The organism is Alphaproteobacteria bacterium (assembly GCA_041396705.1).
In the GTDB taxonomy this organism is placed as follows: Bacteria; Pseudomonadota; Alphaproteobacteria; order CALKHQ01; family CALKHQ01; genus CALKHQ01.
Map to the genome: position 1 here is coordinate 61,524 of JAWKYB010000011.1, position 15,266 is coordinate 76,789.

The 15,266-nt window shown below is 72.6% G+C and carries 15 protein-coding genes; 7 read left to right on the forward strand and 8 right to left on the reverse strand.

The window, feature by feature from the left end; all coding sequences use genetic code 11:
* The first annotated feature begins 42 nt into the window (after positions 1–42).
* The 6 genes from R3F55_16250 to galE all read left to right on the forward strand — a co-directional run bounded on the left by R3F55_16250 (position 43) and on the right by galE (position 6,016).
* On the forward strand, positions 43–1,056 hold the full coding sequence (locus R3F55_16250) for an NAD(P)-dependent oxidoreductase (GenBank protein MEZ5668958.1): 1,014 nt from the start codon (positions 43–45) through the stop codon (positions 1,054–1,056).
* Positions 1,057–1,075: 19 nt separating this feature from the next.
* Entirely contained in the window at positions 1,076–2,197 is a 1,122-nt protein-coding gene (gene ugpC / locus R3F55_16255) for a sn-glycerol-3-phosphate ABC transporter ATP-binding protein UgpC (GenBank protein ID MEZ5668959.1), read from the forward strand.
* 52 nt (positions 2,198–2,249) lie between these two features.
* Complete coding sequence (locus R3F55_16260) at positions 2,250–3,278, forward strand: Gfo/Idh/MocA family oxidoreductase (GenBank protein ID MEZ5668960.1); 1,029 nt, start codon at positions 2,250–2,252, stop codon at positions 3,276–3,278.
* The gene (locus R3F55_16265; GenBank protein MEZ5668961.1) at positions 3,271–4,338 is read left to right on the forward strand and encodes a Gfo/Idh/MocA family oxidoreductase; all 1,068 of its coding nucleotides are present in this window, start codon (positions 3,271–3,273) and stop codon (positions 4,336–4,338) included. The genes R3F55_16260 and R3F55_16265 overlap by 8 nt, the downstream gene beginning before the upstream one ends.
* Positions 4,339–4,533: 195 nt before the next feature.
* Positions 4,534–4,899 carry a hypothetical protein gene (locus R3F55_16270; protein MEZ5668962.1) on the forward strand — a complete coding sequence of 122 codons (366 nt, stop codon included), beginning with the start codon at positions 4,534–4,536 and terminating at the stop codon, positions 4,897–4,899.
* Positions 4,900–5,041: 142 nt separating this feature from the next.
* Positions 5,042–6,016, forward strand: coding sequence for a UDP-glucose 4-epimerase GalE (gene galE / locus R3F55_16275; protein ID MEZ5668963.1), 975 nt, complete (start codon positions 5,042–5,044; stop codon positions 6,014–6,016).
* Here galE and R3F55_16280 read toward each other — a convergent pair.
* The 7 genes from R3F55_16280 to R3F55_16310 form a co-directional block, all read right to left on the reverse strand.
* Positions 6,013–6,846 carry a shikimate dehydrogenase gene (locus tag R3F55_16280; GenBank protein ID MEZ5668964.1) on the reverse strand — a complete coding sequence of 278 codons (834 nt, stop codon included), beginning with the start codon at positions 6,844–6,846 and terminating at the stop codon, positions 6,013–6,015. The two genes, galE and R3F55_16280, sit on opposite strands and share 4 nt — an antisense overlap.
* A gap of 4 nt (positions 6,847–6,850) precedes the next feature.
* On the reverse strand, positions 6,851–8,173 hold the full coding sequence (locus R3F55_16285) for a TRAP transporter large permease (GenBank protein ID MEZ5668965.1): 1,323 nt from the start codon (positions 8,171–8,173) through the stop codon (positions 6,851–6,853).
* A 3-nt stretch (positions 8,174–8,176) separates the two neighbouring features.
* Positions 8,177–8,731, reverse strand: a complete 555-nt coding sequence (locus R3F55_16290; GenBank protein MEZ5668966.1) for a TRAP transporter small permease — start codon at positions 8,729–8,731, stop codon at positions 8,177–8,179.
* Between the two features lie 73 nt (positions 8,732–8,804).
* Positions 8,805–9,845 (reverse strand): TRAP transporter substrate-binding protein, encoded by a 1,041-nt coding sequence (locus tag R3F55_16295; GenBank protein MEZ5668967.1) that lies wholly within the window; start codon positions 9,843–9,845, stop codon positions 8,805–8,807.
* A gap of 145 nt (positions 9,846–9,990) precedes the next feature.
* Entirely contained in the window at positions 9,991–11,679 is a 1,689-nt protein-coding gene (locus tag R3F55_16300) for a thiamine pyrophosphate-requiring protein (protein ID MEZ5668968.1), read from the reverse strand.
* Between the two features lie 45 nt (positions 11,680–11,724).
* A complete protein-coding gene (locus tag R3F55_16305; protein MEZ5668969.1) occupies positions 11,725–12,048 on the reverse strand; it encodes a hypothetical protein in 324 nt (107 codons plus the stop codon).
* A 257-nt stretch (positions 12,049–12,305) separates the two neighbouring features.
* Entirely contained in the window at positions 12,306–13,283 is a 978-nt protein-coding gene (locus tag R3F55_16310) for a helix-turn-helix domain-containing protein (protein ID MEZ5668970.1), read from the reverse strand.
* A gap of 76 nt (positions 13,284–13,359) precedes the next feature.
* On the opposite strand from R3F55_16310, the gene pobA reads away from it, so the two are divergent.
* Positions 13,360–14,532, forward strand: a complete 1,173-nt coding sequence (pobA, locus tag R3F55_16315) for a 4-hydroxybenzoate 3-monooxygenase (protein MEZ5668971.1) — start codon at positions 13,360–13,362, stop codon at positions 14,530–14,532.
* A gap of 22 nt (positions 14,533–14,554) precedes the next feature.
* Here pobA and R3F55_16320 read toward each other — a convergent pair whose 3' ends face one another.
* Complete coding sequence (locus R3F55_16320) at positions 14,555–15,220, reverse strand: FCD domain-containing protein (protein MEZ5668972.1); 666 nt, start codon at positions 15,218–15,220, stop codon at positions 14,555–14,557.
* Between the last annotated feature and the right edge of the window lie 46 nt (positions 15,221–15,266).

A 15,266-nucleotide genomic window follows, 5' to 3' on the forward strand; every position in this document is an offset into this window, starting at 1 on the left:
ATGGCCGCGGTGGCGCGCCTGGCAACGCCGAGGTAGATCCGGATGGACCGCCCGCTGATCTTCATGGACCCGTGGCCGCGCACCGAGGCGATGGTGCTGACGCCGGACACCCGCGCGGCGCTGGAGGCGCTGGGCGAGCTGGTGGTGCATTTCGGCGACCGCGCGCCCGACGCGCTGATCGAGCGGCACATCGGGCGCATGGCGATCCTGATCGGCCAGACCGCGATGCCGCGCGAACGGCTCGACCGTGCGCCGCATCTGCGCGCCATCGTCAACGTCAAGGGCAACTGGGAGCCGAACGTGGACTATGCCGCCGCCCAGGCGCGCGGCATCCACGTGCTGTCGGCGGCGCCGGCGATGGCGCCGGCGGTGGCGGAGATGTGCGTCGGCCTCGCCATCGCGCTCGGCCGCGGCATCGTCGGCGCCGACAAGGCGTTCCGGGCGGGAACGGAGGCCTATGGCATCGCCGGCAACGGCCGCGCGCTCAGCCTGTACGGCGCGCCGGTCGGCCTGATCGGCTACGGCAACCTGGGCCGCGCGCTGGTGCCGCTGCTGCGCCCGTTCGGCCCGGCGATCCGCGTGCACGACCCGTGGCTGTCCGACGGCTACCTGGCCGCCCAGGGGGTGGCGCCGGCATCGCTGGACGACGTGCTGCGGCTTTCGCGCGTGCTGTTCGTCCTGGCCGGCGTCACGGTCGACAACGAGGGCTTCCTCGACCGCGCCAAGCTGGCGACGATCCCGGCGGACACCTGCGTGGTGCTGGCCAGCCGGGCGGAAGTGGTCGATTTCGACGCGCTGGTCGCGATGGCCGGCGACGGCCGTTTCCGCGCGGCGATCGACGTGTTCCCGCAGGAGCCGGCGCCGGCCGACGCGCCGGTGCGGGCGGTCGGCGGCGACACCATCCTGTCCGCCCACCGCGCCGGCGGCATCGCCGACAGCTATGCCCGCATCCGCGCGATGATGGTCGACGACGTCGCGCAGATCCTGGCCGGCCATCCGCCGCAGCGGCTGCAGCGGGCGGAGCCGGCCCAGGCCGCCGCCATGCGCAGCCGCTGACGGGTACCGGGAGGGCGCGATGGCCGAGCTCAGCCTGAGCGACATCGAGAAGGCGTTCGGCGCGGTCCGCGTCATCCACGGTGTGTCGCTGGACGTGCACGACGGCGAGTTCGTGGTGCTGGTCGGCCCGTCGGGCTGCGGCAAGTCGACCCTGCTGCGCATCATCGCCGGCCTGGAAGGCGCCAGCGCCGGCGACATCGTCATCGACGGCCAGCGGGTCAACGCGGTGCCGGCGTCCGACCGCGGGCTGGCGATGGTGTTCCAGTCCTACGCGCTCTATCCGCACATGACGGTCTACAAGAACATCTCGTTCGGTCTGGAAAACACCCGCATGCCGCGCGCCGAGATCGATCAGCGGGTGCGCGCGGCGGCCGAGATGCTGCGCATCACCGACTATCTCGACCGGCGTCCGAAGGCGCTGTCCGGCGGCCAGCGCCAGCGCGTCGCCATCGGCCGCGCGATCGTGCGCGACCCGAAGATCTTCCTGTTCGACGAGCCGCTGTCGAACCTGGATGCCGAGCTGCGGGTGATCATGCGCAAGGAACTGGCGGCGCTGCATGCCAAGCTGGGCGGCACCATGATCTACGTCACCCACGACCAGGTCGAGGCGATGACGCTGGCCGACCGGATCGTCGTGCTGAAGGACGGCCGGATCGAGCAGGTCGGCACCCCGCTGGAGCTGTACAACCGGCCGCGCAACCAGTTCGTCGCCGGCTTCATCGGCTCGCCGAAGATGAACTTCCTGGCGGCGCGGGTCGCCGAGGACGGCGCCGCCTCCGCCGGGCTGGCGCTGGACGGCGGGGCGGTGCTGAAGCTGCCCTACGCCGTGCCGGCGCGGGTCGGCGACCCGGTGGCGGTCGGCGTGCGCCCGGAACATTTCGAGGTGCTGCCCGCCTTCGCCGGCGAGGGCCGGGCCGACATCAGCGTGCATGTCGACCTGGACGAGCAGCTGGGCGGCGAGACCTATTTCTACTGCACCGCGGCCACCGGTGCGCAGCTGACCGTGCACCAGCCCGGCCAGCGCCCGCTGACCGGCGGCGAGCGGCTGCATCTGGCCATCCCGCCCGCCGCGGTGCATGTGTTCGACGCCACCGGCGCGATGATCGCCAACGGCCGCGACGCGATTGGCAAGCGGGCATGATGTCCACCGCCGCCGGCGGCCGCCGTTTCGTCTCTCGCAGCAGGAATCCCTCATGACGCTCACCGTCGCCGCCGTCGGCCTCGACCACCGCCACATCTATGGCCAGCTGCAGGGCATGCTCGACGTGGGCGCCGTGGCGAAGGGCTGGTGGACCGAAGGCGAGCCCGGGCCGCTGCCCGGCTTCGTCGAGCGCTTTCCCGACCTGCCCCGCGTCGCCGAGCGCCGCGCGCTGATCGAGGACCCGGATGTCGACCTGGTGCTGATCGCCGCCGTTCCGTCCGACCGGGCCGCGCTGGCGATCGAGGCGATGCGCGCCGGCAAGGACGTGATGGTCGACAAGCCGGGCTGCACCACGCTGGAGCAGCTCGACGCGCTGCGCACAACGGCCGCCGAGACCGGCCGCATCTGGTCGGTCGACTTCTCCGAGCGGTTCGAGGTGCCTGCTGTCACCCGCGCCATCGAGCTGGTCCGCGCCGGCGCCATCGGCCGGGTGGTACAGACGGTCGGCCTGGGCCCGCATCGCCTGAACCGCGCGCTGAGGGCGCCGTGGTTCTTCGAGCGCGCGCGCTACGGCGGCATCCTGTGCGACATCGCCTCCCACCAGATCGACCAGTTTCTGGTGTTCGCCGGCGCCGACGACGCAGAGATCGTCACCAGCACGGTCGGCAACTTCGCCAATCCCGGCGATCCGGGGCTGGAGGACTTCGGCGAGATCCTGCTCCGCAGCGGCAGCGGCGCCGCCACCGCCCAGGGCTATATCCGCGTCGACTGGTACACGCCCGACGCCCTGCCGACCTGGGGCGACGGCCGGCTGACCGTGCTCGGCACCGAGGGCTATATCGAACTGCGCAAATATGTCGACGTCGCCGGCCGGCCGGGCACCGACCACCTGTTCCTGGTCAACGGCACACGCTGCGAGCACATCGACTGCCGCGACGCGCCGCTGCCCTATTTCGCTGCGCTGGCCGCCGACGTGCGCGACCGCACCGCCACGGCGATGACCCAGGACCATGCGTTCAAGGTGACCGAGCTGGCGCTGCGGGCACAGGCCGGGGCGACGCGGGTGGGCCATCTTGGCTGAGCCGCGCTGGCGCGTCGCCGTCGTCGGCGCCGGCATCGGCCGCGAGCACATCGCCGGCTTCCGGGAACTGCCGGGGCTGTTCCGTGTCGCCACGGTCTGCGACCTGAACACGGCACGGGCGGCCGAGGTGGCGGCGGCGGTTCCGGGCTGCGCGGTGACCGCGGACCTCGAGGCCGTGCTGGCCGACCCGGCCATCGACATCGTCGACATCTGCCTGCCGCCGCACCTGCATTTCGCCGCGGTCGGCCGCGTGCTGGACGCGGGCAAGCATGCGATCTGCGAGAAGCCGCTGGTCACCTCGCTGGCCGAGGCCGACGCGCTGATCGCCCGGGCCGGGGCCGCCGGCCGCCTGCTCGCCCCGGTGTTCCAGTACCGCTTCGGACCCGGCTTCCAGCGGCTGCGCCGCCTGATCGACGCCGGGCTGGCCGGACGGCCGCTGGTCGCGGCGCTGGAGACGCACTGGAACCGCGGGCCGGACTACTACGCGGTGCCGTGGCGCGGCACCTGGGCGGGCGAGCAGGGCGGCGCGGTGCTGGGCCACGCCATCCACATCCACGATCTGGTCTGCGCGGCCCTGGGCCCGGTGCGGCGGGTCGGCGCCTTCGTCGCCACCCGGGTCAATCCGATCGAGGTCGAGGACTGCGCCGCCCTGACCTTCGAGATGGAAAGCGGCGCGCTGGTGACATCGTCGGTCACGCTGGGGGCGGCCACCGACATGTCGCGGCTGCGCTTCTGCTTCGAACGGCTGACGGCGGAAAGCGACACCTCGCCCTATCACCCCGGCGGCGGCCGCTGGCGCTTCACCGCCCGCGCGCCGGCTGCGCAGGCCGCGGTCGACGCGGCGCTGGCGGCGGTCGCGGACGGGCCCGAGCGCTACGCCGGCCTGTTCGCCGAACTGGCGCGCGCCCTCGACGGTGCGCCGTCCGCGGCGGTGACCGCCGCCGACGCGCGCCGCTCGATCGAGCTGGTCACCGCGATCTATCACGCCGCGCGCACCGGCGCCGCCGCGACCCTGCCGATCGGGTCCGAGCATCCGCTGTATCGCGGCTGGAGTCCCTGACCGGCCCGTCGTCGCCATTGCGCGGCCCGCAGGGAAGCGGCAACGTGGCGGCTGCATCCGCTGCGACCCTGCTGCGCGACCGGGCGGCATCCCTTTGCCGTCGCGGAGACCGCGCCGCGCGGCCGCGCGCGGATCCGCTGCCGGCCCGACGGGCGCATGCGCGCCGGTGCGCCGGCGTGTTGGGAGGGTCTGCCGATGCCGCCGAGCCTGCCACGCCTTGCCCCATTGTTCGCATTGCCGATCCTGGCCGCCTTCATCGGGCCCGCGCTGGCCGAGCCGACGACGCCGCGGCCGCCGGGCGGCAATCTCGGCACCTGCTATGTCGCGCCGAACTCGGATTTCGGCTGCGAAGGCGCGATCTGCTGGTGCTGCCACACCGATGGCTGCTTCATCTGCAACCAGGACTTCGGCGAATGCGAGTGGGACCCCGGCCATGCGGTGCAGGCCGAAAATCCGGTCCGGGTCGCACCGACCCTGCAGCAGCTGCAGCAGTACCAGCTGACCACCACGCCGCAGCGTCGTACCGGGCAGCCGACCGCGAACGGTCCGGCGACGCGCTGACCCCGCGGCGCCGCACTTTCGCGACGCCCCGGCGGGTGCCCGCTGCTGGCGGCCGATTTCGGCTGCGCGTAAAGCTTTCCTTCGACAGCGACGCCCCAGAGTCGCGGCAACGGGCAGCACGGACCGAAGGAGCTCCGCGGCGATGGCCAACATCCTGGTGACCGGCGGCGCCGGCTATATCGGCAGCGCGACCGCCAAGCGGCTGGCCGCGGCCGGCCACGCGGTCACGGTCTACGACAACCTGTCGACCGGCCACGCCGACCTGGTGCGCTTCGGCCCGCTGGTCGAGGCCGACATCCGCGACACCGCCCGGATGACCGCGGCCCTGGCCGGCGTCGACGGCGTCGTGCACTTCGCGGCCTCCGCCTATGTCGGCGAGTCGGTGACCGACCCCGGGCGCTATTACGACAACAACGTCGGCGGCACGCTGTCGCTGCTGAACGCCATGCGCGCGGCCGGCGTCGGCGCCCTGGTGGTGTCGTCGACCTGCGCCGTCTACGGCCAGCCGGAGCGGATGCCGATCCGCGAGGACGCGGCGAAAGCGCCGATCAACCCCTATGGCATGACCAAGCTGGTGATGGAGCGGATGTGCGCCGATTTCGAGGCCGCGCACGGCATCCGCACGGTGGCGCTGCGCTATTTCAATGCGTGCGGCTGCGAGCCGGAGCTGGAAGTGGGCGAGCGCCACGACCCCGAGACCCACCTGATCCCGCGCATCCTGATGGCGGCCTGCGGCGAGATCCCCGCATTCCAGCTGTTCGGCGACGACTACCCCACCGCGGACGGCACTTGCGTGCGCGACTATGTCCACGTCTGGGACCTGGCGGAGGCCCACGCCCGCGCGCTCGAGCGGCTGCTCGCCGGCGGCCCGTCCGATGCGGTCAACCTCGGCACCGGCCGCGGCACCTCGGTGCGCGCGGTGCTCGACGCGGCCGCGCGCGCCACCGGGCGGGCCATACCGGTCGCGGTGCAGCCGCGCCGCCCCGGCGACCCGGCCGAACTGGTCGCCGACCCGGCGCACGCCCGCGCCGCGCTGGGCTTCGCGCCGGCGCTGTCGGACATGGACACCATCGTCGACACCGCCTGGCGCTGGCACCGCAAGCAGCGGGGGGGCTAAGCCGCCAGCGCCGCCCGCAGCGCCGCCGGGTCGACCGGCCGGCCGGAGACCAGTGCCCCGGCGTCGACGCCCTGGCGGAAGAACAGCGCATAGCCCTCGATGACGCGCAGGCCCGCCGCCGCCGCATCCTGCAGGAACAGCGTGTCGCGCGGCGTGTAGACCGCGTCGAACGCCCAGGCCGCGCCGGCCATGGCAGCCGGCGGCACCGGCGTGCCCGGATGGCCGTCCATGCCTACCGGGGTGCAGTTGACCAGGCCGGCCGCGCCGCGGGCAGCTTCGCCGACGGCCGCGCAGACGCGGACGGAGCCGCCGAAGCCGGCCCGGCCGAGCGCGTCGGCCAGGCCGCCGGCGCGGGCGGGGTCGCTGTCGACCAGGCGCACGTCGGCGACGCCGCAGCGCACCAGCGCGAAGGCGATCGCCCGCCCGACGCCGCCGCAGCCGACCATGCAGACCGGGCCCGGCACCGCCGGACCGAAGGCATCGCGCAGCACGCCGACGAAGCCGGAATGGTCGGTGTTGTGGCCGACCGGGCCGTCCGGCTCGAACAGCACGGTGTTGACCGCGCCGATCGCCGCCACCAGCGGGTCCGGAATCGCCACCCGCGCGGCCGCCGCCTCCTTGTAGGGATAGGTGACGTTGACGCCGCGATAGCGCTCGGCCCGGCAGCGGTCGAGCATGGCGTCGAGGTCGAGCCCGAGGGCCGACGGGACCAGCAGGTCGTAGCTGACCGAGAGCCCGCTGAGCGCGCCCGCCAGCCGATGCAGCCGCGGCGCGTTCGACAGCGCGATGTTGCCGCCGATCAGGCCCAGCTTCAGTGCCGCCGCCGCCATCGCCTCAGAACAGCAGCCGCGGCAGCGCCAGCGAGATCGAGGGAATCAGCACCAGCAGCGTGATGCGCACGATCTCGGACATGAAGAACGGCGTGACGCCCAGGAATGTCTTGCGCATCGGCACGTCGGGCGCCAGCGAGTTGATGATGAACACGTTGAGCCCGACCGGCGGCGTGATCAGGCCCAGCTCGACCACCACCAGGATGATCACCGCGAACCACAGCTTCTGCTCGTCGGGCGTAAGCCCGAAGTCGAGCCCCGCCATCACCGGCCAGAAGAACGGGATCGCCAGGATGATCATCGACAGGCTGTCGAGCAGGCAGCCGAGCACCAGGAAGATGGCGATGATGATGACCAGCGTGCCGTAGGCGCCGAGCCCGCTGTTCTGCAGCGCCTCGGCGGCGGCCTGCGGCACGCCGGCGCGGGCCATGAAGATCTTCAGCAGCTCGGCGCCGAGCAGGATCAGCATGATCATGCCGGTTGTCTTCGCCGTCTCCAGCAGCGCGGCCAGCGTCTCCTTCCAGGCCAGCCGGCGCCGGGCGAAGCCGTAGGCGCCGACCAGGAACACGCCGATGGCCGCCGCCGGGGTCGGGTTGTAGATGCCGGCATAGATGCCGCCGATCACCACGGCGAAGATCACCAGCACCGGGATCACGGCCAGGGTGGCGGCGATGCGCTCCTGGGCGGAGACCGGCTGGCCCTTCGGCCCGGCCGCCGGGAACAGCCGCACCACGATGGCGATGGTGATCACGAACAGGCCGACGGCCAGCAGGCCGGGGATCAGCGCGGCGGCGAACAGCGAGACGATGTTGGCCTCGACGATGATCGCATAGACGATCAGCACCACCGACGGCGGGATCAGGATGCCGAGCGTGCCGCCGGCGGCGATGGTGCCGGTCGCCAGCGAGGGGGCGTAATTGTATCGCTTCAGCTCGGGCAGGGCGACCTGGCCCATGGTCGAGGCGGTGGCGGTCGACGAGCCGCAGACGGCACCGAAGCAGCCGCAGGCCATGATCGCGGCCATGGCGATGCCGCCGCGCATCCAGCCCATCCAGGCATTGGCGCCGCGGAACAGGTCGCGGCTCAGCCCGCAGCGTGCCGCCAGGCTGCCCATCAGGATGAACATCGGCAGCACCGACAGGTCGTAGATCGAGAACTGTGCGTAGGCCAGGTCCTTGAGCTGGTTCAGGATGATCGCCGGGCCCGACATGATCGCCGCGCCGACCGCGCCGACCAGGATCATGGCGTGGGCGATCGGCACGCGGATGCCGATCAGCAGCAGCAGGACGATCAGCCCGCCGACGCCGAGCGTCAGGTCACCCTGCATCGGCTATTCCATACCGATCGAGTGGGCCGGAACGCCGTGGTCCGGCGAGCGGATCGCGTCGACCGCCTCGCAGATGGAGATGACCGCGGCGCAGACCAGCAGCGCCAGCGACAGCAGCGCCGGCGGATAGGCGGTCCACAGCGGCAGCTTAAGCACCGCCGTCACCTCCTGGTACTTCACGTAGCCGAGCATGCCGTCGACCATCTGCACGGCCAGCACGGCGGCGAAGGCGAGCGCGAAGATAGCGCCGAGCAGGGCGAGCACGGCCTTGCCGCGGGTGCCCATCCGCTCGGTGAAGATGTCGACCGAGATGTTGGCGCCGGTCAGCTGGCAGTAGGGCAGGAAGGCGAACACCGCGACCGCGGTGAAGTGCTTGACCAGCTCATAGTCCGGCGCGAACGGCAGGTCGAAAGCCAGGTTCGACAGCGCGCTGGCCGCGGTCATCACCACCAGCGCGACCAGTACGAAGCCGCCGGCCAGCGCCCACCAGGCGATCAGGCGGCGCAGCACGCGGCCGAGCCGCGCGCGGCCGGATGCGGAACCGGCGCCGGCGGTCATCGTCCGGGCCGCGCCGCAAGCGGGCCGGGGCGGCGCGCGACGGCACCGCCCCGGTCATCTGCCGGACCTGCGGTCAACCGGCGCGTGCGGCAATGGCCGCCCTTGCCGCGTCGACCAGCGCGGCGCCGTCCATATCGCCATGCTCCTCGACCCAGCGGTCGACCACCGGCGCCAGGGCGGCGTTGAAGCCGTCCATCGCCTCCTGGGTCAGCACGATGTACTCGTTGCCGGCGTCGATCGCGACCTGCAGGCCGTGGTCGTCGGTGCCGCGCCAGATCGCCGCCACCTCGCGCAGCCAGTCCTCGCCCGAGTTGGCGTCGAACGCCGCCTGGATGTCGGCCGGCAGCGAGTCCCAGGTGTCCTTGTTCATCGAGACCTGGAAGGTGGTGGTGCCGAGCCGGGTCTTGTCCGGCCCCTCGATCTGGTACTGGGTCGCGTTCTGCAGCTGCAGCGCCGGGATGATCTCCCACGGGATCAGCGCGCCATCGACCGCGTTGGTGGTCAGCGCCTGCGGCAGGTCCGGCACCGGCATGGTCACCGGGGTCGCGCCCATCGCCTCCACCACCGCATTGCCGGTCGGGCCGGGCACGCGGATCTTCAGGCCGGCGAGGTCGCCGACCTCGTGCACCGGCTTGCTGGCCATGTGGATGGCCTGGCCGGCGTGGACGTGCAGGAAGCAGACATGGACGTCGGCGAAGTCCGGCGCCAGCCATGCATCGAACATGTCGGCCATCGCCAGGTTGGTCGCCGCGATGTCGTTGGTGTAGATGGTCGGCAGCTCGAACACCTCGGAGCGCGGGAACAGGCCCGGCGTGTAGCCGTTCACCGTCCAGACGATGTCGACGACGCCGTCGACCGCCTGGCGGAACAGCTGCGGCGGGGCGCCCCCCAGCGACATCGCCGGGTAGATGTCGATCTTGACCCGGCCGCCGGTGGCGTCCTGGATGCGCTCGGCCCAGGGCGTCAGCATCTGGGTATGGGCCGGCGAGTTCGGCCCGAGCAGGTGGTGCAGTTTCAGCGTGAATTCCGGTTCCTGCGCCCATGCGCCGCGGATCACGGCCGGTGCCGCGACGGCCGCCGCCGTGGTGCCCAGGAACGTCCGTCGATTGATCATCGTCGTCCTCCCACATGAAGGATGCGTCCGCGGCGTGGCCGTGCCGCGCCGTCCCGCACCCGGTTTCGGTCGCGGCCGCCCGGGCGGGCCGCCGCGCCTTTTTGGGCGGCATCATAGGACGCCCCCAATTCGCGAACAAACGCCATCAGCCGGCGATCGCCACGTCGAGCAGCGCCGGCCGGCGCTGCGCCGTCACCGCCTCGATCGCCGCGTCCAGCGCCGGCGCCAGCGCCTCCGGCTGCTCCACCCGCCGCGCCCACGCCCGGCTCGCCTCCGCGGTCTTGGTGAAGTCCGGGCTCGGCGTCAGCGCGGTCAGCGGCATGCGGTTGGCGCGCACCGCATGGCCGTCGGGATAGAGTCCGGCGACCGAATGGCGGACGGCGCCCCACTCGCCGTTGTTCAGCACCACCGCCAGCACCGGCAGGCCGTAGGCCTCCATTGCCTGGTGGCAGGCGGTCGGATTGGCGAACATGTACGAGCCGTCGCCCATGGTCGCGACCACCAGCCGGTCGGGGTCGCCGAGCTTGAGGCCCATGGCGCAGGGCAGGCTCCAGCCCAGCCCGCCGGAATGCGGCTCCTGCCGCCAGGAATCGTGGTCTCGCAGGGTCAGGCTGTCCAGCGGGCAGCCCAGCTCCGACAGCACGGTCGCTCGGCGGCCGGCGATCGCCTGCGACAGGGTCGCGCCGCCGAAGGCCTTGGTCATCCGGCCGGACGGCGCCGGCCGGGCGGCGGCCGCTGTGCGCGCCCGGATCTCCTGGGTGCGCATGGCGATTGCGGCGTGGCGCATGTCGCGGGCGCCGTCGCCGTCCGCGGCGACGGCCGCCATCGCCTCGGCCAGCGCCGCCAGGCCTTCGGCCGTCTCGCAGGCGATGGCCAGGTCGGCGCGGAAGTTGCGCACGGGGAAGCGGGCGTAGAGCGGATCGGGGCCGAGCTGGATCACCGGCACGCCCGGCCGCGGCCCGTGCAGCTGCGGCGACCACGGCGCCAGGCTGTCGATCACCAGCACCGCGTCGGCCTCGGACAGCCACGGTTCGGGGTCGGCGCCGACGCACATCGGATGGTCGGTGGGCAGGCCAAGCGACACCGCCCAGTAGTGGCAGACGGGGATGACGAAGGCGTCGGCGATCCGCTGCAGCGCGGCAAAGCCGGCGGCGGACCCGGCGCCGCGCTGCGCGAAGATCAGCGGCCGGCTGGCGCGGGTCAGGATGTCCGCCGCCGCGGCGATGTCGGCGGTGCGCGGCCCGGTTTGCGCCGGGCGCATCGACGGCAGCGCGTCCAGCCCCTCTGTCGGGCACGCCTCGCACAGCGTCTCGCGCGGCAGGCTGAGATAGACCGGCCCGCGCGGGGTCGAGTTGGCGATGGCGTGGGCGCGATCCAGCAGTTCGCCGACCTGTTCCGGGAAGCGCAGCTCGTAGTCCCACTTGCACGCCTCGCGCACCAGCGCGGTCTGGTCGCGCATCTCCTGGCCCCAGCCGATCGGCACCGTCCGGCTGCCGAACCGGCCGCGCTCGGTGGTCGGCGTGCGGCCGGACATCAGGATCATCGGCACCTGGTCGGTGGCGGCGTTGATCGTGCCGATGGCGCCGTTGGCCAGCCCCACATTGGTATGCAGCATCACCGCCGGGGTCTCGCCGGTGGCCAGGTACCAGCCCTGGGCCATGCCCAGCGCCACATGCTCGTGCGGCATCACCAGCGCGTCCGGCAGCGCCACGTCGCCGGCCGCCGCCTCGGCCAGCCCTTCGATGATCGGCGGAAAATCGGTGCCGGAATTGGCGAACACGACCCGAACGCCCAGCGCTTTCAGCCGGGCGAACACGGCGCCGCCGGCTGTCATGCGCCCATCTGCCATCCTGCCTGCCACCCCGCGTTCCGGTTGCCGTCAGTGGCCGCGCGGTCGGGCGCGCTGGACGTTCGGGTCGTTGCGCAAGGCCGCCGCCGATTCCGCACCGGTCACCTGCCCGTTCTCGAGCAGGTAGCCGCGGTCGGCGATGGCCAGCGACAGGCGCGCATCCTGCTCGACCGGGAGGACTCCCACTCCGGTCGCGCGAACATGCGCCAGCGCCTTGAACGGCTCGGCCGCCGGCAACGGCGACAGGCCGAGCGAGGGTTCGTCGAGCATCGGGATCTGCGGCGCCGCCGTCATGCCCCGGCCGATCGCCATCATCCGCCGCGCGCCGCCGGGCATGGTGCGCGCCTCAAGCATGGCCGCCGTGCCAGGGCCGCCGGGTGTCGCCCGTCGGCCGGCGCGACGCCGGTCCATGGTCCTGCCGGCTGTGGCTGTGGTTATTCAATTCTTCGCACGCCGTCGGTATTCTCCCGAGCCGAAGTGTCCGGGAATGCCGCCGCAGCGGCCAGCGCGAATCGCGCGTTCCGCTATAACCGCATGCTATTGCGTGCCCGCGGCCCCGGCTGCCGACGGCGCGCGTTCCGCCGCGCCCACGGCGGCCGGTCGCCGCGCTGTTACCGGCTGGCGGCGGCCCGCTTGCGGTCGTCGGCCCGCCCGGTGGCGCTGTCGACATTCGCCGACTGGCCCTGAGCGGCGGCGATGGCGGCGCGATAGCGCGTCGGCGCCATGCCGAGGCGGGCGGCGAGGAAGCGGCTGAAATAGGCCGGGTCGGCGAAGCCGAGATCGAAGCCGATCTGGTGCACCGGCTGCGCGGTGTAGGCCAGCATGCGCTTGGCCTCGTCGACCAGCCGCTGGTGAATCAGCGCCTGCGCGGTGGCGCCGAGCTCCTGCCGGCAGATTCGGGTGAGGTGGGTCGGCGTCACCGCCAGCGCGCGGGCATAGGCCGCCACCGGCTCGTGCTGCGTGAAGCGGGTCTCGACCAGGGCCAGGAAGATTCGCGCCAGCCGCAGGGCCGGCCGCTCCGCCGCCGGCGGCCGCCGCGCGTCGTGCACGGCGCCGCGCGCGAACCACAGGCCGATCAGGCCGGCGAGGCCGCGCAGGGTCTCGGTGCGGAACGGCGCACCGCCGTCATATTCGCCGGCCACCTGCGCGAACAGGCCGCGCAGCGCCGCGTCGCCGCGGGTGTGGACCGGGCCGCGCAACGCCGTCCGCGCCGCCGAATCCACGCCGAGCGCCGCGTGCAGCACCTCAAGCGGCACGGTCACCACCCAGCCGCGGGTGCCGGGTTCGAAGGCGAAGCCGTGGATCGCCATGTTGGGAATGTACAGGGCGTGGCGCGGGCCGAGCGGTGTGCGCGCGCCCTCGACGTCGGCCCAGCCGCCGCCGTCCTGGAACCAGAAGAACTGCGCCAGCCGCGGATGCCGGTGCGGGCGGAAGCGCCAGTTATTGGCGACGCTGCGGGCGGCGATCGATTCGCAGTGCAGGACGTCGGGCGGCGTCGCCGGCGCCGGGTCCGGGTCGCCGTAGAGCGCGAAAGCGGGTATCCGGATCATGCGGGCATTGAGCCCGCAATGTCGGATCCGTGCAAGCATTGGGCACGCCGCTCCATTTGCAGCGCCGACTGCCGGGCTCATCTTCGCGCGGTTGACGCAAGACGGGGGCGGGCCGATGCGGACCCAGGTTGCAATCATCGGCGGCGGGCCGTCCGGCCTGCTGCTGGGCCAGATCCTGCACAATGCCGGCATCGAGAACGTGGTGCTGGAACGGCGCACGCGCGACTATGTGCTCGGCCGCATCCGCGCCGGCGTGCTGGAGCAGGGCACGGTCGACCTGCTGCGGTCGGCCGGCGTCGGCGGCCGGCTCGACCGCGAGGGGCTGGTCCATCGCGGCACCAACATCGCCTTCGGCGGCGCGCGCCATCGGGTCGATCTCGCCGGGCTGACCGGCGGCAGGACGGTGACCGTCTACGGCCAGACAGAGATCACCCACGACCTCTACGACGCCCGCGACGCCGCCGGGCTCACCACCGTCGACGAGGCTGAGGACGTCGCCATCCACGGCATCGAAGGCGACGCGCCGCGGGTCAGCTGGCACAAGGACGGCGCGCCGCATCATCTCGATTGCGACTTCGTCGCCGGCTGCGACGGCTTCCACGGCGTCAGCCGCACGACGATTCCGTCCGACGTGCTGAAGACCTACGAGATGGTCTATCCGTTCGCCTGGCTCGGTGTGCTGTCGCGCACGCCGCCTGCGTTCCACGAGGTGGTCTATTGCAGCCACGAGCGCGGCTTCGCACTGTGCTCGATGCGCAACCCGCAGCTCAGCCGCTATTACGTGCAGTGCGCCCTGGACGACGACGCGGCAATCTGGCCGGACGACCGCTTCTGGGCCGAGCTGAAGGCGCGGCTGCCGGAGGAGATGGTCGACGGCCTGGTCACCGGCCCGTCGATCGAGAAGTCGGTGGCGCCGCTGCGCTCGTTCGTCGCCGAGCCGCTGCGCTGGGGAAGGCTGTTCCTGGCCGGCGACGCCGGCCATATCGTACCGCCGACCGGGGCGAAGGGCCTCAACCTGGCGGCTTCCGACGTGCATTACCTGTCGGAGGGCCTGATCGCGCATTATCGCACCGGCGACGACGGCCTGCTCGATCGCTATTCCGACCGCGCGCTCGACCGCATCTGGAAGGCGGAGCGGTTCTCCTGGTCGATGACCACGATGATGCACAACATGCCCGGCGAGGGCGCGTTCGCCGGCCGCATCCGGCTGGCGGACCTCGGCTATCTGATGTCGTCGCAGGCGGCGATGACCGCGCTGGCGGAGAACTACGTCGGCCTGCCGTTCTGACCGGGCCGGCGGCCCGGCCCGCTCAGGCCAGGTCGGCGAACAGGCTGGCCCGCACCGATTCCAGGTGGGCGCGCATCGCCCGCTCCGCGTCCTCGGCGTTGCGGCGCAGCAGCGCGTCGACGATGGCGCCGTGCTCGGTGCAGTAGTACGTGCGGCGCGGTTCGGAGAAGGCCCGCCGCTTCAGGTCGAGCCAGCGGTTGCGCGTCCGCGCTTCGCCCATCAGCGCGCACAGGTGGACCAGCAGCTCGTTGTGCGAGGCGGCGAAGATGCGGCGGTGGAATTCGGCGTCCCAGGCCTCGAACGCCTCCATCGCCCGCGAGGCGCGGGCCGACGCCTCGGCCTCGGCGATCTGCTGCAGCTCGTCGCTGTTGGCATGGATCGTCGCCAGCGAGGCGGCGTGCGGCTCCAGCAGCAGGCGCACCTCCATCAGGTCGCGCGGGCTGACGCCGACGATGCGCGCCATCAGGTCGCCGGCGGTCGCCGGTGGCGGCGCCTGCACATAGGTGCCGCTGCCGACCTGGCGGGTCAGCACGCCGTCCTCGGCCAGTGCGTTGATCGCCCGGCGCACGGTGTTGCGCGCGACGCCGAAGCGGCTGGCGAGGTCACGCTCCGGCGGTAGCCTGCGCCCGGCGCCTGCGCCGTCGATCTCGTCGCGCAGCGTCGCTGCGATCTGTTTCCATTGCGTCATCGGCGGGCCCGGCTCCGTTGCGACCGCGGTGATCGCGTCAGACTTG